The sequence below is a fragment of the Salipiger pentaromativorans genome (assembly GCF_024721115.1).
Lineage (GTDB): Bacteria > Pseudomonadota > Alphaproteobacteria > Rhodobacterales > Rhodobacteraceae > Salipiger > Salipiger pentaromativorans.
This window is the reverse complement of sequence record NZ_JAMDHK010000008.1, coordinates 137,766-162,630: the sequence shown is the minus strand read 5'-3', so window position 1 is coordinate 162,630 and position 24,865 is coordinate 137,766. Positions and strand designations below refer to the sequence as shown.

General features: G+C 66.6%; 19 protein-coding genes. 13 read left to right on the top strand and 6 right to left on the bottom strand.

Annotation, left to right across the window (positions count from 1 at the left end):
* Position 1 precedes the first annotated feature (1 nt).
* Positions 2–868 (bottom strand): creatininase family protein, encoded by an 867-nt coding sequence (locus M4578_RS14160; protein WP_258093935.1) that lies wholly within the window; start codon positions 866–868, stop codon positions 2–4.
* A 10-nt stretch (positions 869–878) separates the two neighbouring features.
* Complete coding sequence (locus tag M4578_RS14155) at positions 879–1,256, bottom strand: hypothetical protein (protein ID WP_258093934.1); 378 nt, start codon at positions 1,254–1,256, stop codon at positions 879–881.
* Positions 1,257–1,515: 259 nt separating this feature from the next.
* Between M4578_RS14155 and M4578_RS14150 the strand changes: the two genes are divergently transcribed.
* From M4578_RS14150 to M4578_RS14135, 4 genes are all read left to right on the top strand, one after another.
* Positions 1,516–2,232 (top strand): GntR family transcriptional regulator, encoded by a 717-nt coding sequence (locus tag M4578_RS14150; RefSeq protein ID WP_258093933.1) that lies wholly within the window; start codon positions 1,516–1,518, stop codon positions 2,230–2,232.
* Positions 2,233–2,352: 120 nt separating this feature from the next.
* A complete protein-coding gene (locus M4578_RS14145; protein WP_258093932.1) occupies positions 2,353–3,009 on the top strand; it encodes an aspartate/glutamate racemase family protein in 657 nt (218 codons plus the stop codon).
* A 31-nt stretch (positions 3,010–3,040) separates the two neighbouring features.
* Complete coding sequence (locus tag M4578_RS14140) at positions 3,041–4,393, top strand: dihydroorotase (protein WP_258093931.1); 1,353 nt, start codon at positions 3,041–3,043, stop codon at positions 4,391–4,393.
* 23 nt (positions 4,394–4,416) lie between these two features.
* The gene (locus M4578_RS14135) at positions 4,417–5,205 is read left to right on the top strand and encodes an SDR family oxidoreductase (RefSeq protein ID WP_258093930.1); all 789 of its coding nucleotides are present in this window, start codon (positions 4,417–4,419) and stop codon (positions 5,203–5,205) included.
* Between the two features lie 93 nt (positions 5,206–5,298).
* On the opposite strand, the gene M4578_RS14130 is transcribed toward M4578_RS14135, so the two are convergent.
* The 3 genes from M4578_RS14130 to M4578_RS14120 form a co-directional block, all read right to left on the bottom strand.
* On the bottom strand, positions 5,299–6,225 hold the full coding sequence (locus tag M4578_RS14130) for a dihydrodipicolinate synthase family protein (RefSeq protein WP_258093929.1): 927 nt from the start codon (positions 6,223–6,225) through the stop codon (positions 5,299–5,301).
* A gap of 181 nt (positions 6,226–6,406) precedes the next feature.
* Complete coding sequence (locus tag M4578_RS14125; protein WP_258093928.1) at positions 6,407–6,706, bottom strand: type II toxin-antitoxin system RelE/ParE family toxin; 300 nt, start codon at positions 6,704–6,706, stop codon at positions 6,407–6,409.
* Positions 6,707–6,946, bottom strand: coding sequence for a type II toxin-antitoxin system ParD family antitoxin (locus tag M4578_RS14120; protein ID WP_258093927.1), 240 nt, complete (start codon positions 6,944–6,946; stop codon positions 6,707–6,709). It lies immediately after the preceding gene.
* A gap of 486 nt (positions 6,947–7,432) precedes the next feature.
* On the opposite strand from M4578_RS14120, the gene M4578_RS14115 reads away from it, so the two are divergent.
* From M4578_RS14115 to M4578_RS14085, 7 genes are all read left to right on the top strand, one after another.
* Positions 7,433–14,533, top strand: a complete 7,101-nt coding sequence (locus tag M4578_RS14115; RefSeq protein WP_258093926.1) for a LamG-like jellyroll fold domain-containing protein — start codon at positions 7,433–7,435, stop codon at positions 14,531–14,533.
* Between the two features lie 30 nt (positions 14,534–14,563).
* A complete protein-coding gene (locus M4578_RS14110) occupies positions 14,564–15,112 on the top strand; it encodes a hypothetical protein (protein ID WP_258093925.1) in 549 nt (182 codons plus the stop codon).
* A gap of 21 nt (positions 15,113–15,133) precedes the next feature.
* Positions 15,134–16,153, top strand: coding sequence for a hypothetical protein (locus M4578_RS14105; RefSeq protein ID WP_258093924.1), 1,020 nt, complete (start codon positions 15,134–15,136; stop codon positions 16,151–16,153).
* 154 nt (positions 16,154–16,307) lie between these two features.
* A complete protein-coding gene (locus M4578_RS14100) occupies positions 16,308–19,094 on the top strand; it encodes a xanthine dehydrogenase family protein molybdopterin-binding subunit (RefSeq protein ID WP_258093923.1) in 2,787 nt (928 codons plus the stop codon).
* The gene (locus M4578_RS14095; RefSeq protein ID WP_258093922.1) at positions 19,091–19,606 is read left to right on the top strand and encodes a (2Fe-2S)-binding protein; all 516 of its coding nucleotides are present in this window, start codon (positions 19,091–19,093) and stop codon (positions 19,604–19,606) included. Before M4578_RS14100 ends, M4578_RS14095 begins: the two co-directional genes overlap by 4 nt.
* Positions 19,603–20,616 (top strand): hypothetical protein, encoded by a 1,014-nt coding sequence (locus M4578_RS14090; RefSeq protein ID WP_258093921.1) that lies wholly within the window; start codon positions 19,603–19,605, stop codon positions 20,614–20,616. The genes M4578_RS14095 and M4578_RS14090 overlap by 4 nt, the downstream gene beginning before the upstream one ends.
* Positions 20,613–21,284, top strand: a complete 672-nt coding sequence (locus M4578_RS14085) for a Crp/Fnr family transcriptional regulator (protein WP_258093920.1) — start codon at positions 20,613–20,615, stop codon at positions 21,282–21,284. Before M4578_RS14090 ends, M4578_RS14085 begins: the two co-directional genes overlap by 4 nt.
* Before the next feature lie 4 nt (positions 21,285–21,288).
* Here M4578_RS14085 and M4578_RS14080 read toward each other — a convergent pair whose 3' ends face one another.
* A complete protein-coding gene (locus tag M4578_RS14080; RefSeq protein ID WP_258093919.1) occupies positions 21,289–21,975 on the bottom strand; it encodes a hypothetical protein in 687 nt (228 codons plus the stop codon).
* 553 nt (positions 21,976–22,528) lie between these two features.
* On the opposite strand from M4578_RS14080, the gene M4578_RS14075 reads away from it, so the two are divergent.
* Both M4578_RS14075 and M4578_RS14070 read left to right on the top strand, forming a co-directional pair.
* Positions 22,529–23,833 (top strand): AAA family ATPase, encoded by a 1,305-nt coding sequence (locus tag M4578_RS14075; RefSeq protein WP_258093918.1) that lies wholly within the window; start codon positions 22,529–22,531, stop codon positions 23,831–23,833.
* Positions 23,830–24,865: ParB/RepB/Spo0J family partition protein (locus tag M4578_RS14070; protein ID WP_258093917.1), on the top strand; the 1,036-nt coding region annotated here is incomplete at its 3' end. The genes M4578_RS14075 and M4578_RS14070, both read left to right, overlap by 4 nt.

The following is a 24,865-nucleotide window of genomic DNA, read 5'->3' as shown; positions in this document are numbered from 1 at the left end:
CTCATGCCGCGCCCGCGACCGGCGCCAGCCCGCTCCGCGCGCCCACCCGCAGCGGCGCCTGCGCAAAGGCGGTGTAAAACGCCGCCAGCCGCGCCACCGTCACCTCGAGCAGCGCCGCCCCCGAGGCGGGATCGGCCGCCGCCGGGTCGCCGTAATAGCCGCAATCGCCCAGTTGAAAGACCGGCGGCCAGCCCGCCCCGGCGGCGGTGACCGGATCGTCCTCCGCCCCCTCCGCCATCCAGGGCTGCACGCAGCGGGGCGGCAGATCCGCCGCCGCGGCTCCTATGCGCGCACGGGCCTCTGTCCCGGTGTCGGGCAGCGCCAGCATCACCGCCGTCTCGTATTCGCAGGCATGCCCCACGCGGGCGAGCCCGCCTTTCAGCATCGGCCGCCAGTCCGGCTCGGCGGGGGAGAAATAACTCACCATGCCCACCGCGTGGCCATCGGTCACCAACTCGGTCACCAGCGCCCGCAGCGGCGCCTCGTTGCCGCCATGCCCGTTGACGAAGAGCACGCGGGGGAAGCCGGTTTCGAGCACCGACAGCGCAAGGTCGCGCAGCACCGCGAGATAGGTGCCGAGCCGCAGCGACAGCGTGCCCGCCCAGGCGGAATGATGCGGCGAAAATCCGAAACCCAGCGGCGGCGCCACCACCACATCGGTGCCGCGACAGCGCGCCGCCGCCAGCGCGGCCGCCCCCGCGGCCAGCGCCGTATCGGCGCCCACCGGCAGGTGGTCGGCATGTTGCTCGGTGGCGCCCGTGGGCACCACCACCAGCGCGCCGCGATCGCGCAGCGCGGCCAGTTCGGCGCGGGTCAGATCCTGCCAGAGACGGGGCCAGAGACGGGGCATGTCGTCGTTCGGGGTCATCGGCGCGGGGTCACATGTCGCCGTGTTCTTTGGACGGGTTGGCGCAGACCGCGACAACCAGCCCCGCCTCGCCGATGATATGGCGGTAGCGGTAGGTCTTGGGCAGATACATCGCATCGCCCTGCTTGAAGATCCGCTCTTCGCCGGTCTCCTCGATGATCTGCCGCGACCAGCCGTGCAGGCAGTACAGCACCACCTGGTTCTCGCCCTTGCCTTCCACCATCACGTCGAAATGCGGCATGTAGGTGGTGATGTGGAACGAGAAGGAGCAGCCGTTCTGCTTCTTGGTGATCAGACGGTGCGAGAACTCCTTGCCCTCATGCACCCAGGTCAGCGGCACGTCTTCCTGCCGGGACCACTGGATGGTGTCTTCAAGCGCCTTCGCCATGGGATGTCCTTTCCTGCACAGATCGCCGCATCGGCCGGGGACGGACCCCGCTGCGGGCGGAAAATAGATATTTCTGTAAAATATCTGAGATATTCAAAAGCGGATGTCCAGCCGCCATGCGTCGCTGCCGGACAAGAATCTCGCGCCTGCCCATTTCGAAGGCGCGCCGCCGCGACAGCCCGATCTATCTGTTTGAAAATTGCGTCACTATGATATATCAGAAAGTACATCTGATAAGCGGCACAGGGAGATGGCGCCTTTGAACGAGATCGCACAAAGCGCGCCCCGCGGCGCGGGCAAGACCAGGCCCAAGCGGCAATCGCTGACCGAAAAGGTCTACGCCCAGCTCCGCCGCGAGATCCTGAGCTGCACGCTCAAGCCGGGGGCCGATCTCTCCGAGGCCGAACTGGCCGCGCGCTTCGACGTCTCCAAGACACCGGTGCGCGAGGCGTTGGCGGCACTGCGGCTCGACGGGCTGATCCGCACCTTTCCGCGCCGGGGTTATCAGGTCGCCCCGATCACCTTCGGCGACATGAACGAGCTGTTCGACGTGCGCACCATTCTCGAAGCCGGCGCCGCCGAGATGGCAACCACCCGGATCACCGATGAAGAACTCGCCGCCCTCGGCGAGCTGGCGGCATCGAATTACGATGTGACCGCACAGACCACGCTGGCGGATTTCATCGCCAATAACCGGCGCTTTCACCTGGCCATCGCCCGCGCCTCGCGCAATGAACGGCTCTATCAGATGCTCGAACGCCAGATCGACGAGCTGGAACGCTTCTTCTATCTCGGCGCAACACTGCGCGACGTGAACACCGAAACCAACGAAGAGCACAAGGAAATCGTCGATGTGCTCGCCAGCCGCGACCCCGAGGCGGCGCGGCAGATCATGATCCGCCACAACGATGTGACCCGGAAAGGGCTGATCACGACGCTGGCCAGCAGCCCCAGCTTCGGAACGGTCTCTCTCTAGGCGCCCCGCCTCCGCTCCGGGATTTTCCGCCGCAGGCGCTGCGGAAACGCTTGGCAATCTTTGTGATATATCTTTAATAATACTTTTAAGAATCACGCAATCATATCAGAGTCGCATCCGGTGAAACGCATCTTCCTCCTCAACCCCAACAGCTCGGTATCCGTGACCGGCGCCATGGCGCGGTCGGTGGCGCTCATCCGCAACGGGCTTTGGGCCGAGCCGGTCTTCGGCACGCTCGAAGGCGCGCCGGCGGGCATCGAAAGCCAGGCGGACATCGACGCGGTGACCGGCCCGCTTCTCGACCGGCTCGGGCGCGAAGATGCCGACGCCTATGTCATCGGCTGCTTCTCCGATCCGGGGCTCGCCCGGGCGCGCGCCACGCTTGGCGCGCCGGTCGTCGGCATCGCCGAGGCCGCCTATGGCGAGGCGGTTCAGCTTGGCCGGCCCTTCGGCGTGGTCTCGATCGTCGCCGCCTCTGTCGACCGGCACCGCATCGCCATCGAGGCCCTGGGATACACGCGCTTCCTGGCGGGCGACCGGTCGCTCGACATGGGCGTGACCGAGATGGGCCAGCAGGACCGCGCGCTCGACCGGATCACCGAAATCGGCACCGAGCTGCGCGACCTCGACGGCGCCCGCGCGCTGATCCTCGGCTGCGCCTCGATGGGCCTCTACCGCGCCGAGATCGAGGCCCGGCTGGGCCTGCCGGTGATCGACCCGGTGCAGGCGGGCGTCCTGCGCGCGCAGGCGCTTTTGACCCTCGCCTATCCCGCATGACCGTTCCGCGCTTCAGACCCGACAGGACCACATGACCTACGATCTGCTACTCATGGGCGCGCTGGTGCTGCCCGACCGCATCCTCGATCACGGCTGGATCGCCGTCACCGGCGAGACCATCTCGGCCGTGGGCACAGGCCCCGCGCCCGCCGCCGCCCGTGTGATCGACGCGGGCACCGACTGGATCATTCCGGGCCTTGTCGACGGACAGACCCATGCCACGAGCTACAAGGGCCTGCCGGGCTTTGCCGCGACCTCGCAATCGGCGCTGGCGGGCGGCATCACCACCATGGTGGACATGCCCTATGACAACCCCGATCCGCTGAACACGATGGCCCGGCTCGACGCCAAGATCGCGGCGGCGCACAGCCATTCCCATTGCGACGTGGCGCTTTACGCCACCGTTGCCCCCGGTCAGGGCACCGCCGAGATGGCGCCGCTGGCCGAGGCCGGGGTCTGTGCCTTCAAGCTCTCGCTCATCGAAAGCCACCCGGTGCGCTTTCCCCGCCTCCCCGCCGACGAGATCCTCGACATCCTGACCGCCTCGCGGCCCACCGGCCTGCCCGTCGGGCTGCACAACGAGGATCAGGAGATCGTCCGCGCAACGATCGCGCGCCACAAGGCGGCGGGGCAGATCACGCCAGAATACCACGAGCCCGCGCGCCCCGAGGTGGCCGAGCTGGCCGCCACCGCGCAGTTCATGGAGCTGGGCGCCGCCACCGGCGCGCATGTGCATATCGTGCACCTTTCCTCGCCGCGCGGCTTCGAGATGGTCGCCGACTATGCCGCGCGCGGCGTCCGGGCGACGGGCGAGCTTTGCGTGCATTACCTGCATTTCGACGCCACGCGCGACGTGGCACGGCTCGGCGCGCGGATGAAGGTCTCGCCGCCGATCCGCAGCGGCGTGATCGACGGGCTTTGGCAGGCCTGCGAAGACGGGCTTCCGGCGCTCATCTCCTCGGATCATTCGAGCTGGCCCATCGACAACAAGCTGGTGCCCTCGATCTTCGACGCAGGCGCGGGCATTCCCGGGCTCGAAACGCTGGGGCCCTCGTTCTACACCGATGCCGCGCAGCGCTATGGCGCGGCGGGCGCGGTGCGGCGGCTGGTCGATTACATGTGCCGCAAGCCCGCCGAGTTCTTCGGGCTGGCGCCGCGCAAGGGCGTGATCGCCCCCGGCGCCGATGCCGATCTCGTGGTTCTCAAACGCGGCGACACGCGCTTCGATGCCTCGCAGACCCGCGACGGGCTGAACTGGAGCCCCTATGACGGCGAGACCTTTGCCGTCTCGGTCGCCACCACCCTGCGGCGCGGCGAGATTGTCTGGGACGGCCAGACCATCCTCTCCGCCCCGGGCAGCGGGCGCTTCGTTCCGCGCCGCTAGACAGAACAGGAAGGACAAGACTCATGGATCTCGGGATCACGGAGAAACGCGCGCTGGTGCTTGCCTCGTCGCGCGGGCTGGGGCTCGGCATCGCCGAGGCGCTGGTGGCCGAGGGCGCGCATGTGCTGCTGACCGGGCGCAACGCCGGGGCGCTGGCCGCCGAGGCGGCGCGGCTCACCGCGGCAGGCCCCGGCAAGGCGGATTTCGCGGTGGCCGACATGGCCGCGCCCGATGCGGTGGCAACGCTGCACGCGGCGGCGATGGACAGGCTCGGCGGCATCGACATTCTGGTCAACAACACCGGCGGGCCGGCCCCCGGCCCGATCACCGCCACCGACGGCGCCGCCTGGACCGACGCCTTCGCCCTGATGGTCGAGCGGGTGATCGCCATGACCAACGCCGCGCTGCCGGGCATGCGCGCGCAGGGCTGGGGCCGGATCCTGACGCTCACCTCCTCGGGGGTGGAACAGCCGATCCCCAATCTCGGCATGTCGAACACGCTGCGCGCCGCGCTGCTCGGCTGGTCCAAGACGCTCGCCTCCGAGGTCGCCGCCGACGGGGTGACCGCGAACATCCTGCTGCCGGGCCGCATCCACACGACCCGGGTCGATGAGCTCGACGCGGCGGCAGCCAAACGCCAGGGCAAGAGCGTGGAGGAGATCGCCACCGCCTCGCGCGCCACGATCCCCATGGGCCGCTACGGCACGGTGGCGGAATTCGCCGCCGTGGCCGCCTTCCTCGTCAGCGCCCCCGCCAGCTATGTGACCGGCGCGAAGTTCCGCTGCGACGGCGGCATGATCCGGGCGATCTGACCGCCCTTCCCCGCTCCTGCGGCGCGGTGATCCCTTGCCGCGCCCGGCACACCTGGCGGCCCCTCAAACGGGCCGCCTTTTTTGCGCTGCGGCTCAGGCCAGCGCCGCCAGCCGCCGGTCGAGCCGCGCCAGCGTGCGGTCGAGCTCGGCCATGTCTTCAGCGTCGAGTTTCGGACCGGGGCGGCGCACGAAGGGCGATGCGATGGCCCCGCGCCGGAACAGCACCTCCTTGCGGAAGGCCAGCCCCAGCCCCGGCTGGGTTTCCAGCCGGATCAGCGGCAGATGCGCGTCGAACACATCCTCGACCGCATCGCGCTTGCCCGAGGTCACCCCCGCGACCACCTGCACCAGCATCTCGGGATAGGCATAGCCCGTCATCGCCCCGTCGGCGCCCCGCGCCATCTCTTGCGGCAGGAACAGCCCGCCATTGCCCACGAGGATCGACACATGCGGCGCCTTGCCCTCGGCCTCGAGCGCGCGCAGCCGCCCCAGCTTGGCCAGCCCCGGCCAATCCTCGTGCTTGAGCATGACGATCTGCGGATGCGCCGCAAAGATCCGCACCAGGCAATCGACCGAGAACTGCACCCCCAGCGCCAGCGGGAAGTCCTGCAACACGATGGGCACCTCCGGCCCCAGCGCCTCGCAGACCAGATCGTAATAGCCCGCGATCTGCTGATCGGTGCGCAGATTGGGCGTCGGCGCCACCATCACCCCGGCGGCCCCCCGCGCCAGCGCCTCATGCGCCAGCGCCCGCAGCGCCACAAGGCCCGGCGCCGACACGCCCACCACCACCGGCACCCGGCCCGCGACGACCTCCAGCACCGTGTCGAGAAAGGCGAGGCTTTCCTCGGGCGTCAGCTTGGCCGCCTCGCCCATCATTCCCAGAACCGTCAGCCCCGAGGCGCCTTTTTCAAGATAGAACTCGGTCAGCCGCCGCGCGCTGTCCAGATCCAGCGCGCCATCCTCGGTGAACGGCGTCGCCGAAATCACAAAGACCCCCCGGGTCCGGTTATCAATCATCGCTCGCCCCTTCCGTCGCCGCATCCCGCCGGGACCGCCATGGCCCATCGACCCAGCCCGATCCCGCGCGGCGCGCCGGAGAGCAGGCACACCCATTAGAATACTTCTGAAATATCACATGCAATACCAAAATGCATGACACCCTTCGCAAGCCGGGCCGCACGCGCAACGGCCCGCCGCCCTATTCGGCGAGAAACTCGGCCCAGTTGCTGCGGCCGGAGGGGAGGCGCAGCACGTCGATAAACCGCTCCTCCTCCCGGTAGAGGATCAGATGGTCCCGATAGGGATGAATCCGCGCCGGCGGTGCGAACTCGCGGCGCATCCGGGCCATCTCCGGAAACTCCGCCAGCAGGCGGAACGTCGCGTCGAGCCCGGTCAGATAGCCGGCGGCCTGCGCCGCCCCCCAGCGCGCGACACCATAGGACCAGATCGCATCGAGATCCCCGATCGCGCGCGGGCGAAGCCTGACCTGTCGGATCACTTATCGCGTTCCGGTTGTCTTGCTCTCGATGAATGCTGCCATATCGAAGGGCTGCGGCGTGCCGCTTTCAAGCCCTTCGTCGATGAGCGCCTGAATCTCTTCCACGGCCTGCTGCCGCGACTGGTCGCGGCGGATCAGGTCGCGCACATAATCGCTCACATTGCTGTAGCGCCCATCGCGGGTGCGCGCCTCGACCCAGGATTTCATCGGGTCGGGAAGAGAAACATTCATCGTTGCCATGCTTGGACTCTGCGCCCCTTGGCAAAGTTTGTCAAGAAACCGCACAACAGCACCGCGCCCCGCAGGCACATTCCGGGGAAGGTCGCCATATTTCGGCCTTTATTTATTAAAAACTTGATCTTAGTGGAACCGCGCCACTCTGGAACACCCTCCGATTCTGCCGAAACACGTGGGAGTCGCACCCGGCTTACGGGCCCGTTTCCCGCACCGATGTCGCCTTGGCGACAGATTTTGCGCATTGCGCCCTGCCGCCGCGCACCCCCGGCCGCACCCGCCCGCCACCCCCGCGAATGACGCAACGGCAGCTTGAAAGCGCTCGGCTTTCCCGGCCCCTTCCAGCCGGCCCCGGCACCCGCCCCCACGCAGCCCCCGAAATGCTGAATGTCAAACCGCCGACACTCGGCCCGGCTCCGCCGTTGAGCGGGAAAATCGTTCTACCCAAGATTGCATCAAATCAAAAAACGCAGTCGCCCCAGGGAGGTCACAATGCTGCAATTCGACCAACTCGTTTCGCTCAATTTTCAGGGTATCGTCGTTGTCTTCGGTCGGGTCGCGGGCAGCGACAGTCCCGACATCTATTTCAACGTACTCGGCCCCGGCACCGACCCGGACAGCGCCGCGCTCGACTGGACCGGCTTCACCAGGCTGAGCTTCCCCGATCAGGTGCGGCAGGTGGGCATGGGGCTGATCACCGTGCTGGCCGATGCCGAGACCATACAGCCCTCGACCGCGCCCTTCCGCGTGGTGACCGATCAGAAATACATCTCCATCGTGCAGCAATCGGCGCGCGGCACGCTCTATGTGAACCGCTTCCGCCTGCTCAAGACCGGCAGCGGCTCGAACCAGAAGACGGTGAGCTACACGCTCAACCCCGCCTGGGAAGTGCGCTTCATGCGCAGCCACAAGCAGGACGTGCCGCTCGATAAATCCGACACGCAGGAATATCTCGACGCTGACGGTCAGCCCTTCTTCGAACCGGCGCTGGAACTGTCCATGGTCGATGCGGTGGCCGATGGCAATTTCGACGTGGCGCTGCTGCCGGTCACCGGCTCGGAAACCCTGGCCTGGCAGTTCTGGACGCTGGCGCCCGACGGCACGACGATCAATCTCTTCAACTTCCCGCCCAGCAGCGACGGGCTGTTCGACATCACCGGCAAGGCGCTCGGCGAGAATTACGGCATCGCGCCGGATTCCAGCTTCACCGTGATCCCCGAAAAGGAGGCCGATCCACTCCCCCTCGCCGGGCCGCCCCGTGCCGCGCTTTTCGTGAAACACGAAAAGGTGGTGCAGTCGGACGGTTCCAGCATCGGGGTGAAACGCGCCTCGCGGGTGATGCTGACCCTGCCGGTGACCCTCAACGACGAGACCGAGACCGTCACCATCGACAGCGCCATCGGCAATGCGGGCACCATGGCGGCGCTGAACGAAGCGATCCTTGCCGATGCGATCGTGCCCGCCGAATTCGATCTGGTCTTCACCACCGGCTCCTATCTCGATCTGGTGGCGGGCGAGGGCGACAACCCCTTGGCCATCGCGGGCCCTTACGAGATGGGCTTCATGGCCGCGCCCCGCATGCTGAGCGACGGGCTCACCATCCTCGGCGGCGATCCGGCGGCCGATCCGAAAACCGCCGCGCCCTATGTGAAAGTGGTCGATGGCGGCAAGCTGGAGATCGGCTTTGGCGACGGCACCGCCGCCGTAAGCTGCCACAGTCTGCATCAGGTGCTTTTCCCGCAAACCTGGTCCGAGATCACGGTTGCCTATTCCGGCATGGGCGCCAACCCCTTCACCCTCACCGTCAACGACAACCCCGTGCCGCTCACCGCCTGCACCGCCGGGGCCGAGCCCACCGGCGCGCCCGTCACCACCATCGGCGGCGCCAGCACCGGCTATGAGGGCGCGCTCAACCGCATCCGCATCGCGGTGGGTGGCGCGGATGTGCTCGACCTGCCCAGCAATGCGGTGGATTACAGCTCCACCCCGCCGACCACCCCCAACATGATCTCCAACGGGCTGACCGCCGCGGTCTACGGGCCCAAGCCCGAGCCCTCCACAGCCCCCGTGAGCATCAACACAAACGGCGCCTTCCATGTCGATGCGGCGGGGCTCAGCTACTACGTGGGGCTCGCCGATTTCATCGCGCCCAAGGATCCCGCCTGCCTGATCGACGGTTCGGACGGGCTGCTGCATCTCTATTACCGGGGCAAGGACGACCTGCTCTCGGTGGCGCAATATTCCACCCGTTCCGCCCGCGCGACCTTTTACACCGACTGGTCCACCGACTGGGCCGAGGGCGCGCCGATGGCGCTCGCCCGCGAGAATGTCGCGCTCTACCGCAACATCCCCAGCGAGGACTGGAGCCATGTCTCCACCACCGTGCTGGCCGCGCCCGACAATTCGCAGACCGGCTTTCTGAACTTCGTCGCCCACCGCGTCGGCACCTACATGAACGACAGCGCCATCAAGGTGACGGCCTCGGCGGTCTCGCCGCTGCTCTGCGACGTGACGGTGACCGGCCCCGAGGGCGTCGGCAGCGAGGTCTGGACCGGCCTGCCCCGCTCCATCGAGCCCTTCTCGCGGATCTGGAACGGCGCGGGCGCGGGCAACCCCGACGATCAGGCGGTGCTGAACCAGTCGCGGCCCTTCTACGACTATACCGGCACCACGCTTTCGGTACTCGCCGCCACCCAGGCGCAGGACGGCTATTTCCTCTTCACCTCGGTGCCGGGGCTGCCCCTTACCCTCGGCTCGGCCACCGTCGAAGAGGGCAGCAAACCCGATCTCGCGACGCTCACCTTCACCTCCTCGGCGCCGCCGAACTGGGCCGAGGACGCCACGCTCACCCATCGCTGGCCCGACATGCCCAGCACCGCGCGCGGCGTCACCGATGTGCTCTCGGGCCGCTCCGACAGCTACGATTACAGCAAGGTGGAAACGCCCGGCACCCGCGCCTTTGCCCTGCCGGTGGCGCTGACCCGCTCCGACGACGCGATGGCGCATGTGGTGATCTTCGTCCGCGACACGCTCAAGGATTTCTCTGCCAAGGTCAGCGCGGGCAAGGCCAGCGACCGCTGCGATGTCGAGATCGCCGGGTACAAACTGCCCGACGTGCCGCGTGACCAGACCGCTTTCGCCCGCGTGCTGAACGGCGACGACAAGGGGTATAGCTACCCCAAGGATTACACCGACAAGATCGTCCCGCAGATCTATGCGCTCACCAACGGGCTGACGGCCTCGGTGCTGAACGCCACCGCCGACGCGCCCAGTTCGCCACTCGCCTATGCCGGGCTGCTGCGCGCGCTCTATCAGGGGCTGCATTACGACGCTTCGACCATCGCACCGCTGGAGAAAACCGGGGCCGCCGCGATCCAGAAGGCCGAGCTTGTCACCGACAGCGACACAACCAGCGTCACCGGCTCGCGGCTCTTTGGCGCGGTGATCGCCGATCCGCCGACCAATGGCGGGCTCGGGCGGCTCTCGGACACGGCGAGCTATACCAAGGGGCAGGCCCCGGTACTGATGCCCGGCATCAATGGCGGCTGGATGCGCGTCGTGCCGCAGTTCAGCCTGCAAAACGCGGCCAGATCCGCCAGCTATGTCGGTTTCGACATCGACAAGAGTTACACACCGGCGCTGCAACTGGCCATCGACAGCGACCTAACCGTCGAGGGCTGGCTGAAACCCGACGCCACGACACGCGGCGAGACCTCGCGGCTGCTCACCTATAACGAGACCGGCACGCTGAACCATCCCGACCTGCCGGTGCAATACATGATGGGCACGCAGCAGGGGCCGGGGCTGATCACCGGCACCGACACCTATCTCGGCGCCTCGTTCAACTTCACCGGCCCCGATCTGACGCTGCAGACCTATGTCAAACCGGCCAGCGACACGGCCAGCGGCCAGGTTCTCATGGTCTCGGCGGTGCGCGGCGGCGCCACCTTCCTCACCCTCTCGGTGACCCCGATCGGCAAGGCCGAGCTCAGCTTCCTCGGCGGCAAGGCCACCGTCACCTCGGCGGGCACCCTGCCCGCCAAGAAATGGAGCTGCGTCACGCTCTCGGTCAAGGACATCGGCGCAGGCAAGGTCGCGCTCAAGCTCTATGTCGGCGACGGCGCCCCGGTCACCGTCGAGGCCGAGAACGGTTTTGCCGATCCGCTCGGCGCGCTCACCGTGGGCTCGAACACCGGCGGCGGCATGCAGGCCACGCTGAACGGCGTCGCCTTCTGGCAGCGCGCGCTCTCCGACAAGGAGGTGCGGGAGAGCGTGCTCTACGGTTTCCCCGACAACGACCCGCAGCTCGGCATCCGCTGGAATCTCGCCGAGGGCGCCGGCACGCAGATCATGAACTCCGCCGCCTCCGGCCCGGATTACGACACCAAGATCATCAACCCCGCCAACCCCGCCTGGGACGCGGCGGGCGCCTTCGACGTGCCCTATGCCGGGCGCAACGATTACGTGCTGGTCTCCAACCGCATCGTCAAGGACTGGACCCATGTGGCGCTCAGCTCGAAACAGGGCTGGGGGCTGGCGCTCGACGGCGCCAATTCCGGCACGGTCGCCGATGGCGACGCCTTCAACCCCGGCCCCTCCTTCGCGCTCGAAGCCTGGGTCGCGCCCGACACGGTCAACAACAAGCAGATCATCCTGGAAAAACCCGGCAGCTACTCGCTTGCCGTGACCACGCTGGGGCAGGTCTCGCTGACCGTGCATCTGTCGCAGGAAAGCAGCGATTACCGGCTGCCCCCCACCCTCTTCGACCATTCGGTGAAAACCGCCATCGCCGCCGGCAAATCCTCTTATGTCGCGGTGAACTTCACCACCGGCACCGTGCCCAACGACAAGGGCAGCACCGAATATGTCGCGCAGAGATACTTCATCAAGGCGTCGATCTATGTCGATGGCCAGCTCGCGGCGGAAAACAATGTCGAGGATCTCGACCAGCCGGTTTCGATCACCAATGCGGACAGCGCCTTTTATCTCGGCATCGGCGGCGCCCAGACCTTCGAGTTCATCGGCAAGGTCTCGCATGTGCGGGTCTGGGGCCGGACGCTCAACAGCGCCGAGATTGCCCGCGTCAACGCCTTCCACACCCTGCCCGCCAGCCGCGACGGGCTCACCGCAAGCTGGGATTTCGACGAGCAGAGCGGCACCGTCGCCAAGGATGCGGTCGGCGACAACGACATGGTGCTGAGCTCGAACCAGCTCTGGGCGCTCTGGCAGGACGTGGCCAGCGCCGAGATCTGGGTTGATGGCGGCGCCAGCCTGCCGCAGCGCAAGACCGCCGCCGATCTGGGCGACTATGGCGACAGCCAGATGACCATCGGCGGCGCGCTGGCCGAGGGCAGCCTCACCCTGCCCTTCACCGGGCAGTTCGACGACATCCGGCTGTTCTCGATCCGGCTCACCGGCACCCAGATCGACGAGAGCAACAACACCCCGCTCGGCGGGCAGGAAGCGGGGCTCAACGCCTATTGGATGGTCGATGCCGGTTCGGGCGGCGTGCTCTACGACATGACCGGCAAGGGCAATAACGGCAGCCTGCTGCCCAAGGCCAGGCCGCCGGTCTGGTCGCCTGACGCGGCGCCGATCCAGAACGAGGCGGAATATGTGGTCAACGCGCTTGACGGCGCGGTGGATTACCACAGCGCGCAGATCGCCGGGCAACCCTCGGTCGTGGAATACGCGAGCCTCCAGACAGACGCCTATGGCGCGGTCTATTCGGTGATGATGCGGGGGTATTTCTACCTCACCGATGTCGGCAATACCGAGCTTCAGACCGGCTACAAGGTCGGCGATCTCGACACGATCTTCGTCGGTCAGGTGCAGAGCAAGCCCAGCATCGTCGGCTATATCGAGGGCGGCCCGCCGCTGCCCAGCGAGAACCAGACGCTGGCCTATTGGTGGGGCGACATGGGCGGCCCGGCGCGGCTCTACTCCACCACCAGCACCGTCGCCTATGTGGAAAGCGAGACCAAGACCTGGTCGTTCAGCGCCAGCCAGGGCTCGACCTTCAAGGGCGAATTCAACATCAAGGGCGGGGTCTATCAGGTCACCAAGACCGGCACCTCGGTCGGCGTCGGCGCCGAGGCCGAGACGGAGGTTCTCGAAAACAAGCTCAAGATCGGCCTCAAGGCCAAGGTCGGCGGCGATCTCGGCCATACCGATAGCGTGGGCCAGAGCCATTCGCAGACACAGGCGCTCACCGCCTCGCTCACGCCTTCCGGCACCTGGGAGCCGGAGGACAATATCCTCAACCCGGTGGTCGGGCGGCGCTACATCCAGAACAACCTCGGCGCGGCGATCGTGAAATCGGCCACGGCGGATCTCTACATGATGGCGCTCAAGGGCACCCAGACGCCGGTGGGCTATCAGCTCATCCCGAACGAGACGATCCCGGTCGATACCAATATCATCGACTTCCCGATCAACCCGAAATACGTCAAGAACGGCACGCTCGACGGCAAGGTGGGGCTGGTCAACGACCCCGATTATCCCAACGCCAACGCCGAGCGCGGCAGCTATTTCAAGCCGGTCGAAGCCTATGCGCTGAAACGCCGGATCGAAAAGCAGGAGCAGCAGCTCGCCGCCTATTACGATCAGTTCAGCACCGACAAATACCGCGTCATCGGCTCGCTGGGCCGGGTCAAGGACGAGCTGGGCGAAAACCCCGCCTTCAACTTCGGTGACAAGACCAACCAGCGCAGCCTCTGCAACAACTACGTCTGGTCCGCCGGCGGCGGGCTGCGCAAGGAAGAGCAGTCGGTCGCCAACAGCTATTCCGAGACCTATACCGGCGCCAGCTCTCTGACCGTCGCGGGCGGCATCGACTTCTCCGCCGATATCGGCACGCCCTTCGGCGGGTTCTACCTCGAAGCCGACGTGCTGCTCGGCAACACCTGGTCGATGACCGCGACCAAATCCGCCAGCGCGTCCAACGCCTTCAGCCTCGCCTGCACCGTGTCGCCGACCGAGTTCCTCTCGGCCCCGATCATGGAAACGGACGCCAATGGCACATTGCTCTTCAAGGGCTACGAGAAGACGCCCGCCCCCGGCAAGGTCGATGCCTACCGCTACATGGCCTTCCTGCTGGCGCCGGCGGCCGAGAACTTTACCGCGCTGAACCAGGTGGTCGATCCCAACTGGCTCAACAACGGCACCACGGCGGCGGCCAGCGCCATGCGCGAGGCGCTCGGCGATCCGACGCAACCCTGGCGGATTCTCTACCGCACCACCTATGTGAGCCGCGTTCCCGCGCCGTTCCAGCCGGTCAAGGACGACACCACCAGCCCGACGATCACGCCGCCCGCGAACGTGCCGTCGAACTACTGGCTGATGGCCATCGTCAACAAGTTCGTCCCGAACCCCGCCCCCACCCCGCTCGAGATCGGCACCGCCATCGACGCGGTTCTGGGCAGCCGCGCCACCCCCGGCGTGCTCAAGGATCTCATCCCCTGGTGGGAGAGCTTCTACGCCAAGGCGCAGGAGTACGGATCGGAGGAATTCATCGAGTTGGCCGAGCTTCGGGTCGACCTGCTCGACTACATGCTCTCGGCCTATGAGGCGGCGGCCTACGCCCAGAGTTAACCCCAGAAAACGCAACAGGAGGAAGATGTTATGCTGAAAGACGAAACCAGTATGGTGATCACCGGGCTTTGCTCCGGGCTCACCATGACCCTTGGCGGCGCGGTGGGAACCGTGGTCTCCTACACCACCCTCTCCGGCCTCTCGGGCTATGAGATCGCGCAGAAGGAAACCAGCGACGGCAAGAGCTATGACGCGCTGACCATCGTCAGCGACCCGCAGGCCGAAGACCCGCCCTCGGTCAAGCTGTCGCTACTCTTCTCCAGCGATGTCAGCTTCGACGAGCTCGATCTGGAATTGCGCTACAATGACATCCCGGTCGAGACCGAGGCGCAGGTGGCCAGCTCCGTCCCGTCGCTGTCGATCTCGCGGCAGAACGTCACCGGCTCCAGCCTGATCGGCTCTTCGACCACCAATCTGGACCCGACCGAGATCACCCTCGACGTGATGCTCTGGATCGCCAAGCCCGGCGAGCTGTCGCGCGGCTCCGACATCACCGTCGCGCTGTCGAAGATCGAGGGCGGCAGCGGCGGCCCGGTCAAGAAGACCCTGCTCGAAAAGACCGAACTCACCCTCAGCTAAGCCCCTACGGAGGACACACCCATGGCACAAGAAACCTGGCCCGGAATCGTCGTGCGCTGCACCACGAGCGAAGACGGCACCACCCCGCGCAGCGCCTCGTCGAATTCGCCCGACATCCTGATTTCCGGCACCACGCCTTACGAGGATCCGGCCTTTCTGGAGGATCCGGCGAATTACGGGCAATCCTATCCCAACTCGCTCTATATCGGGCTGCCCAACTATCTCTATGTGCGCGGCAAGAACTACACCGACGCCACGCTCGAAGGGAACTGGAACCTGTTCTTCGCCGAGCCCAATATCCTGCTCTACCCCTATCTGTGGGAACAGAACCAGCTCGCCACCTCGGCCGGCGACAAGAACCCGCCCTTCACCATCGAGGCCGGCGCCATCGGCGCCTCGACCGATCCCTTCACCTGGGTGCCGCCCAACGTGTCGGACCACTATTGCCTGGTCGCCGTCGCCGCGACGCCCGATCACGGCAACCCCGTCTCGGGGGTCAACAACATCAACAGTCTTGCCGAGGTGATGTCGAACAACGCCAATATCGCGCAGCGCAACGTGCAGATGATCCGGGGCAACGTGCCTCAGGTCGTGTCGCAGGCGCGCTACGATCAGGGCTCCGAAGGCGCCACGGTCGATCTTGCGGTGGTGTTCAGCAACATTCCCAAGGGCAGCAGCTACACCATCTCCTCCGGCACGCCGCTCGACGGCATGGCGCTGTCGCACAGCGACTCCAACACCCAGGACAACAATTTCAAATATGCCTGGACCGATCTCGAAATCCCGGCACAATGGGTGACGATGTTCAACTATACGCTGACCTTCGGCAGCGACTGGTCGGGCATCCCGCCCGACGCCATTCCCTCGGTCGAGATCCGTGGCGAGCTGGTGCAGGAAGACGGCGATCCGCTCTATCATCTGGGGGTGGACGCGACCGATCCGGCCACCGGCAGAACCCGGATGTCCAGCCGCGGCGGGCCGGTCCGGCTGGTGACCGTCGGCTCGGTCAAGACCATCATGCCGGACGTCGAACCAAGCTGACGCAAGGGAACTTGACGCACAACCGAAAGGCGTCAATACTAACAAAATAACGCCTTTTGGTTGTGTTTTTGCACCGGTTTTCCAACCGGTTGCGCCGGGGAGGGACAAGATGACGCTTCGATCACCAGCAGGGGGCGCGGCGGTCACACGACGCATGTTCCTGACATCCACCGGCAGTGCGGTCGCGCTCACGGTGATGGGGGTGCCCCTGCCCTCCCCGGCGGCCACCTCGGGGCCCGCCGACATCGGCACCGACGGCTCGCCGGTGCCGGGCGTCGCCAGCCAGCGCATCGACGGGCTGGCCAAGGTGACCGGGCAAAAGGTCTATGCCCGCGATTTCAACGCCCGCGACATGCCCGGCTGGCCGGCCACGCAATGGTATGCGCTCTATCTCGCCGCGCTGACCACCGACCGGGCCTTCGAGGGGATCGACCTCTCCTCGCTGCCCCCCGAAGCACAGCCGACCCGGGTGGTTCTGGGCAACGAGCTCAGCCCGGCCATGCGCGCGCCGCAGCTCAATCTCAACCGCGACCTGCATATCGACGACCGCATCGCCGAGGAACGCGCCGCGCGGCTCAAGGCGCGCAACAGCGGCGGCGATGTGGGCAGTTTCAACCTCCCCGACGAGCTGCTCTTCGATCTGATCGTGGTGCCGGGCAACGTGCCCAATTTTCTCGGCCAGGCGGTGGCGCTGCTGCTCTTCGACAGCCTCGCCGGCTACCGCGCCGCGCGCCGGGCCATGGCCTTCAACGACCCCGCCTATCAGCGCTACGGCGCGGGCAATCAGGACGGCCCGCCGCTCGGCAGCGCCTTCTCGCCGCAGACCACCTATGTGAAATACGGCGACCAGTTCAGCTATGCCACCGCCGACCCCGACACCTACATGGCGCAGGTGCCGCAATGGCAGGACAGGATCAACGACACGCTCGCCGCCGACCCCACCCTCATCCGCCAGCCCTTCAGCGCCGAGATGCGCGCCATGGACCCGATGTTCATGGAGCCCGAGGCCGGGCTGGTCTGGATCGACACCGGGCTCGACACCATGCATCTGGTGCTGGGCACGCAATCGCCCGATGGCGACATCGCCAATATCCTGTCGATGTATGATAGCACCGACGCGCCCTTCCCGCTCAAGGCGGTGAACCTGACAAGCTGCTATCCCGGCGGCGGCTTCGGCGGGCGCGACAGTTCGCCGTTTTCGCTGATGCTGGCGCTCGCCGGGGCCTATTCCGGCGGCAACCCGGTGCGGCTGGCGCATGACCGCTTCGACCAGTTCCGCGTCGGGCTGAAACGCCACGGCGCCGATCTGACGGGCGAGCTGGCCGCCGACCCCGACATGCGCCTGCAATCGGTGCAGATGACGCTGACCTTCGACGGCGGCGGGCGGCGCAATCTCAGCCCCTATGTCGCCTCGCTGGGCGCCCTTTGCGCCGGCGGCTCCTACACGATCCCGATGGCAAATATCTATGCCGAGGCGGTCCACACCCAGAACGTCTCCGGCGGCTCGCAGCGCGGCTTCGGCGGGCCGCAGGCGTTTTTCGCCTTCGAGACCGCGCTCGACGATCTCGCCGCCACGCAGGGCTGGGATCCGCTGGAGCTGCGCGCCGCCAACCTGCTCACCGAGGGCGACACCACCGTGGTCGGCGGCCCGGTGGAACAGAGCCTGAGCCTCGCCGAGATGCTGGAGATCACACGCAGCCAGCCGCTCTGGGCCGAGCGCGAGACGATCCGGCAGGACTATGCGGCGCGCGGGCTGACCTATGGCACCGGGCTGGCGCTGTCCTTGCAGGCCTATGGCACCTCGGGCGACGGCATGGTCGCCTCGGTGCTGCTGAACCGCGACGGCAGCCTGACCGTGCAATCCGACGCGGTGGATATGGGCAACGGCTCTGCCACCACGCTGGGCGTCGTGATCGGCCCGATCCTCGGCGCCAATGCGGCGCAGGTGGATATGGGCTGCTACACGCTTTTCGGCATGACCGGGCTCACCACCAGCGACCCCGAGGGCCAGCGCTGGGACAACCCGAACTGGACGGCGAAATCGGTGGGCTCCTCCTCGGCCTGCCTCACCGCGCTGCATCAGGTCCACACCGTGCAACAGGCCGCGCAGGCGCTGTTCCAGGGCGCGATCCTGCCCGCCGCCGCGCTGATCTGGGGCGGCGCGCGGCTGACCCCGGCCGATGTCTCCTGGCAGGAGGGCGCGCTGGTGCGCAACGCCGGCGGGGTGCCCCCCCTGCCCCTCGCCCAGCTCGCCGAGACAATCTATGCCCGCAAACTGCCCGTCGGCACGCTTGGTCATGCCTATTTCCAGGATAGCTGGGCCGAGGCCAGCTTCCCCACCCCCGCCGGGTTCCTGTCGCTGCAACTGGACGGGCTGGCCTTCTACCCGCCCGACGGCAGCGCCCCGGTCCCGGTCACAAGGCAGGACACCGTGGGCCCCGACAGTGCCAGCAAACGCTATTCGCGCTATGTCTGGGCGCCCTGCGTCAATGTCGTCGAGCTCACTGTCGACACCTCCAGCGGCACGGTGCAGGTCGAGAACGTGCTGAGCGTGCTGAACGCCGGGCAAATCCACGTCCCGCAGCTTGTCTCGGGCCAGAGCCAGGGCGGCGTCGCCATGGCGATCAGCTACACGCTGCTCGAAGACATGCCACCCGGCATGGAGGGCCCCGCCAACGGCATGTGGAACCTCAACCGCTATCACCTCGCCCGGGCGCAGGACGTACCGCTGCGCACCGATTACACGCCGGGCGCGCGCGGCCAGCAGCTCATCGCCCTGCCCCCGCCGCAGGAAGAGGCGCCCGCCGGGCGCGGCATCGCCGAAGCGGTCATGTGCTCGGTACCGCCGGCGATCTCGAACGCCCTGCGCGACGCCACCGGCAAGCGCTTTACCTCGCTGCCGATCACGCCCGCGAAAATCCTGGAGGGTCTGGGACAATGATCGCCATCACCGTCAACGGCACCGCCTATCAGCTCGACGACAGCCGTTCGGGCGATAGGCTCATCGACTTCCTGCATGACGACCTGAACCTTACCGGCACGAAATTCTGTTGCGGCATAGGGGTTTGCCGGGCCTGCACCGTGCAGGTCAGCAAACCGCCCAACCCCGCCCCCTCGCCGGTGATCAGCTGCTCCACCGCGCTCGGCACACTCGACGGCTCGGAGGTCTCGACCATCGAATCCGTCGCGAACGGGGGCGTTCCGGACCCGGTGCAACAGGCGTTCCTCGACAATTTCGCCTTTCAATGCGGCTATTGCACCCCCGGCTTCGTGATGGCGGCGCGGATCTTTCTCGACGGGCTGCGCGCCCAGCCGATCCCCGAGGATGAGATCGACGGCGCCATGATGGAGGCGATCGGTTCGCATATCTGCCGCTGCACCGGCTATGTCCGCTATTTCGAGGCGCTGAAACCGCTGGCGCTCGCCGCCAATGCCGGAGGGGCCGAGCTGTGAACCGTTTCGCCGTCGCCGCCCTTGCCCTCGCCGCCGTCACACCGCTGGCCGTCACCTTTCTGACCGCGCCGGATCCCGCCGCCGCGCAAAGCGCCTCGCAGATCTATGGCCAGAGCTGCACGGCCGACATTGCGGCGATCCCGTCTTTCGACTGCGCCGAGGGCGTGACCGTGCCGGTCACCGTCGACGGCATGGCGGTCACCGATCGCGCCCCCGCCACCTGCGACCGCCCTGCCCTGCTCGACAATGGCGCGGGCTCCGACGGGCAATGCGTGCCGTTTTCGCGGATCCTGAACCTGTCCACCGAGACCGCACAGATCTCGGTCATGTGCCGGCAGAAAAAATACCGCGCCGAGGGCAGCACCGACTATGACGAGATCGACGTCATCGCCCACAACCCCGCCAGCGGCGCCACCTGCTGGTTCCAGGCCAAGGCGGCGCCCGGCGAGACGGTGAGCGGCGTCGCCGTGCCCTCCCCCACCGACGCGGTCGATGCCAGCTTCTGGGAGACACCCGAAAGCGTCGTCGCCGATGGCTGCGGCAATTGCCACGATAACGACCCGTTCATGTATTCGCCCTTTGTCGGGCAGGTCTGGGCGCATGTGCCGGTGAATCCGTTCGGCCCCTATGGCCATGTCGATCCCGGCTTCGGCTTTGCCGCCTGGCCGACGCAGGCAATGAACATGCGCGACAGCACCTGCACCGGCTGCCACCGCATCGGCTCCGGCCTGCTGAACCCGCCCGACCCGAGCGCCGAAAAACCCGGCTCCTGCGGCCAGCTCGCCGCCTGGATGACCGGGCTCGCAACCCCCGCCGGCGCCGATGTCCAGGCCGCCGCCTATCCGCTCAGCCACGCCATGCCGCCGGAATTCGGCCAGACAGAAGACGCCTGGAACGTGATCTATGCGCAATCCTCGGCCATGGTCCAATCCTGCTGCGCGGACCCGACGCAGGAGATCTGCGCGCTGACACCGATCCGATCCTATCTCGACGGTTTTTCCGAGAAATGAAAAATTCGGTCAGCTACCCACATCTGATGAAGGCAAAGATCCTTGCGGATCTGCCGACCGAAAAGAAGATGTCCTTTCTGAACCAGTGTTCGGTGCGGGTGATCCAGCGCACCGAAGACATTCTGACCCAGGGCAAGCGCCCCACGGGCATGTTCCTGGTCGCCCATGGCCGGGTCGATGTCTCGCATCGGGGCCGCAACGGCGAACATACGATCCTCTGCCATGTCGGCCCAGGCGATGTGGTCGGCGAGATCGAGGCGACCTCGGGCATGGACTGCGTGGCCACCTGCACCGCGCTGCCCGTCACCACGCTGCTGTTCTGCCCGACGCCTCTGCTTTACGAGTTCCTCACCCAGCCGGTGTTCATCCGCAACCTCGCGGCGGTCTTCACCATCCGCATGGCGCGGGACAACCAGTTCAAGGCGATGGATCAGCACCAGTCGGTCGATCAGAAGATCTGTTCGCGGCTGCGCCAGCTTTGCGACGGCAGCGACCGGATCAAGGCCAGCCAGGCGCATCTGGCAGAGATGGTCGGCTGCTCGCGTCAGACCATGAACAAGTCGCTGGGCCGTCTGCGCGACGAGGGGATCATCGACATCCGCAAGGGCGAGGTCCGGGTGCTGCGCCCCGAGGCGCTGTCGGACGACCGGCGGCATCCGATCCGCTGAGACGTCACCATTCCACCACAAGCTCCGCCACGCCGGCATCCACCGCCTGCGCGGCGGCAAGCACCCAGGCGGTCAGGTGGGTCGCCACATAGGTCGCATGGAAGCGCGACGGCGCGATGAGCGACAACCGCCCCCCGTCCCGTCCGCGGCGCTCCAGCCCGGCGATCCAGGCCGTGTAGCGCGCCGGATCCTCGGCATGCAGCATCCCCTTGGCCAGCGCCCATTCCGTCCCTTCCGACAGATCCGGCGGCTCTGCCCTGCCCTTGAGCGGCAGCGGCACGACCTTGGGGTCCGGCTCTGCGGCGCTGCCGTCGAGCCGCTGCACCAGATCGGGCCCGACATCCGCCCAACGGTTGCGCCCGTCTTCGAGAATCCGGGCGATACAGAGACTGTATTCGGTGACCCGCCCCCGCGCGCCCTGGCGCGTGACCCGCAGCCAGCCCATGGCCCGCAGCTTGGCCATCTCGCGTTTCACGGTGCGTTCATCGACCTGCCAGAGCCGCGCGATTTCGCGCTGGCCGACCGCAAGTTCGTCGCGAGCCCAGTTGTAGCGGGCGGTGACCAGCGTCATCAGCCGCAGGACGAGACGCTGCCGCCCCTTGTCCTGCGCAAGCGCATATGCCCCCATCACCGTGAGCAGGTCGTATTTCAGGGCCGCGGCATTGCGCCCGACCGGTTTCATGGCAAGCATTGCCGCTGCCCCTTGCATCTGTCCGTCCCCGCGGGGACTGCCTCGAATATACGGGCTCTTTGGCGGCCCTGTGAATCGGCGCCACTGTTTCTCAGCGTTCTTTCCCGATCTTCGCCTATTAGCGTCCGGAGAAACGATTCTGTCAAGCATTGCCGGAAAAGCGTCCGGTTCCGATCCAAAATCTGAAAGAAAAAATCGGTAGTCTGGTATTGGGGGACATATTAGCTGTCCCCTATTCTGTCAAAAATGTCCCCCAATATGTGGGGTCGGCGGCGGATCTGTCCCGCATTATTTTCGGGCTCTGCGCAGGGGCCCCGCGAATCGCCTGGCGTTTGTCAGGGCGCTTTAGCGCCTTGAGCGCGCGGGTTTTTCCTGCGGACGTAAAAATCCTCTCTTGAGGATAATTCGTTTTGCAGCGAACGCAAATCCATCGTAAAAACGAAGCTGTGAGAAATTTACGTCCCGTAGCGCCGGCGTTCGGTGCAAGAGAAGGACGGATCCCTGTCCCGGTCGGGACATATAACGGAGCGTCCCCGCGGGGACAGGAGGCAAGATGTACACGCATGAAGACCTGTCGCGACTGCAGGCGCAGTCGCTCAAGATGCAGGGCTATATCCGGCAGCAGACCTTTTCGCCGGAGATGACCAAGACCCTCCGCCGCTTTTCCAGTTGGGAGGTGGCCGAGCTGATCCTGAAGGTGAACCAGTCCACGCTGCGCGGCCGGATGGCGGCGGATGCCACGCTGCCTCAGGGGCTGGTGGAAGAGGATGGCCGCCAGCGCTGGTATGCGCTGGAAGAGATCAACGAGATCCGCCGCCGGCTCAAGGTCAACCGCAAGAGCCTGATGCCGCCCCGCCCTGCCGGCAAACGCGCCTTCCGCACCGCCATCGCGAATTTCAAGGGCGGCGCCGGCAAATCCACCGTGGCGCTGCATTTCGCCCATGCCGCCGCGCTTGACGGATACCGGGTGCTTTGCGTCGATTTCGATCCGCAGGCGACGCTGAGCCATTCCATGGGCCTCAGCGACGTAACCGAGGAATACACCGTTTGGGGGATCATGGCGCGCGACCTCATCCGCGAGACCGAGCGCATGAACGCCGCCGCGCAGGGGGCTGAAAGCGGCTCTGCCCTGCCCCAGCGGCGGCTGCCCGAGGCGATCACCGGCATGGGGCTGCGCGACCTGCGGGTCGCCGATTTCATCAAGCCCACAAGCTGGCCGACGATCGACGTGGTGCCCTCCTGCGCCAACGCCGCCTTTGTCGAATTCGCCAGTGCGCAATACCGGCACCTGAATCCGGAATGGTCGTTCTTTGCCGCCGTGTCGCGCTATCTCGATGCGCTGCCGGTCGATGCCTATGACATGGTGATCTTCGATTGTCCGCCGGCCATCGGGTATCAGAGCATGAATGCGGTCTTCGCCGCCGACATGCTCTATATCCCCTCTGGCCCGGGCTATTGGGAATACGATTCCACCACCTCCTTCATCGGTCAGCTCTCTGAGGCGCTCGCCGATCTCAGCGGCTTCGAGGGGGTTGTCCCCGCGGGGACGCTGCAATTGCCGAAGGTGTTCCACGACATCCGCTTCCTGCTGACCCGTTATGAGCCGGGCAACGATCTGCACCGCGCGATGCGTTCGGCGTTTGAAAAGGTTTGGGGGGACAGGGTGACGGAGCACCCGATCGAGATGACCCGCGCCGTCGAGCAATCGGGCCGGTTCCTCAGCTCGATCTACGAGATCGACTATCGCGAGATGACCCGCGAGACATGGCGCCGGGCAAGGGCGTCGTTCGACCGGGCGTATGAGGAGTTCCGGGGCCACGCGCTGGAGGCCTGGAGCGCGCTGGAGGATGAGGCATGAGCAAGAAACGCGGATTCGACATCGACTTTCCGGCCACGGCGGATGGCAGCTATACCGGCGGGCGGGTCTCGGGGGCGCGGCGCGGGCCGATGGCGGCGGCCATCAGCGAGAATGCCGATGCGCTGCGCGAGCGCGCCGCAGCGGAACAGGCGATCCGGGAAGAGAACGACCGGCTGGCGCATGAGCATGTGCGGCTGAAACGGGCGGGGCTGATCACCGATCTGGTGCCGCTCGACGCGATCCGCACCGACAAGCTGACGCGCGACCGCAGCCAGGCGCCCGATCCGGAGATCGGCGAGCTCAAGGCGTCGATCCGCGAGATCGGGCTGTCGAATCCGATCCGGGTGGAGCCGGCGGGCGACGGGTTCGAGCTGGTTCAGGGGTTTCGCCGGCTGACCGCGTTTCGCGAGCTTTATGCCGAGACCGGGGACGAGGCCTTTGCCCGGATCCCCGCCGGTCTGGTGGCCAGCGGCGAGGCGCTGGAGGGGCTGTATCGGCGCATGGTCGATGAGAACCTCGTGCGGCGCGGCGTGTCCTTTGCCGAGATGGCGCAGCTTGCACTGAACTTTGCGCGCGATCCGCAGACCGGTGTCGATGATGTCGAGGGGGCGGTGGCGCTGCTCTATGCCTCGGCGGGGCGGCAGAAGCGCAGCTACATCCGGCATTTCGCGACGCTGCTGGATACGGTCGGCGATCTGCTGCGCCACCCGGAGGCGATCCCGCGCAAGCTGGGGCTCGATCTGGTGCGCGAGATCGGCGCCGGCGGGGGCTTTGCCGAACGGCTGCGGGCGGCGCTTGTCGCGGCGCCGGCCACGGATGCCGAGGGGGAGCTGGCGCAGCTTCAGGCGCTGCTGACGCCCGAGCCGAAGCCCGAGCGCAAGGCCGAACGCAGCCCGGGCAAGAGCGCCGACAGCGCCGCCAAGACGGTGCTGCGCTGCACTGTCCCCGCGGGGACAGTGCGCTGTGCCGCGCGCGACGGGAAGGTGGAGCTGCTGATGGAGCGCGATTTCTCGAGCATCGACCGGCACCGGC

Excerpts from the sequence above, each read along its gene's own strand:
- M4578_RS14115 (WP_258093926.1), top strand. The coding sequence starts at position 7,433 with ATGCTGCAATTCGACCAACTCGTTTCGCTCAATTTTCAGGGTATCGTC.
- M4578_RS14120 (WP_258093927.1), bottom strand. The coding sequence starts at position 6,946 with ATGGCAACGATGAATGTTTCTCTTCCCGACCCGATGAAATCCTGGGTC.
- M4578_RS14105 (WP_258093924.1), top strand. The coding sequence starts at position 15,134 with ATGGCACAAGAAACCTGGCCCGGAATCGTCGTGCGCTGCACCACGAGC.
- M4578_RS14130 (WP_258093929.1), bottom strand. The coding sequence starts at position 6,225 with ATGATTGATAACCGGACCCGGGGGGTCTTTGTGATTTCGGCGACGCCG.
- M4578_RS14135 (WP_258093930.1), top strand. The coding sequence starts at position 4,417 with ATGGATCTCGGGATCACGGAGAAACGCGCGCTGGTGCTTGCCTCGTCG.
- M4578_RS14080 (WP_258093919.1), bottom strand. The coding sequence starts at position 21,975 with ATGCTTGCCATGAAACCGGTCGGGCGCAATGCCGCGGCCCTGAAATAC.
- M4578_RS14075 (WP_258093918.1), top strand. The coding sequence starts at position 22,529 with ATGTACACGCATGAAGACCTGTCGCGACTGCAGGCGCAGTCGCTCAAG.
- M4578_RS14110 (WP_258093925.1), top strand. The coding sequence starts at position 14,564 with ATGCTGAAAGACGAAACCAGTATGGTGATCACCGGGCTTTGCTCCGGG.
- M4578_RS14155 (WP_258093934.1), bottom strand. The coding sequence starts at position 1,256 with ATGGCGAAGGCGCTTGAAGACACCATCCAGTGGTCCCGGCAGGAAGAC.
- M4578_RS14085 (WP_258093920.1), top strand. The coding sequence starts at position 20,613 with ATGAAAAATTCGGTCAGCTACCCACATCTGATGAAGGCAAAGATCCTT.
- M4578_RS14100 (WP_258093923.1), top strand. The coding sequence starts at position 16,308 with ATGTTCCTGACATCCACCGGCAGTGCGGTCGCGCTCACGGTGATGGGG.
- M4578_RS14095 (WP_258093922.1), top strand. The coding sequence starts at position 19,091 with ATGATCGCCATCACCGTCAACGGCACCGCCTATCAGCTCGACGACAGC.
- M4578_RS14160 (WP_258093935.1), bottom strand. The coding sequence starts at position 868 with ATGACCCCGAACGACGACATGCCCCGTCTCTGGCCCCGTCTCTGGCAG.
- M4578_RS14140 (WP_258093931.1), top strand. The coding sequence starts at position 3,041 with ATGACCTACGATCTGCTACTCATGGGCGCGCTGGTGCTGCCCGACCGC.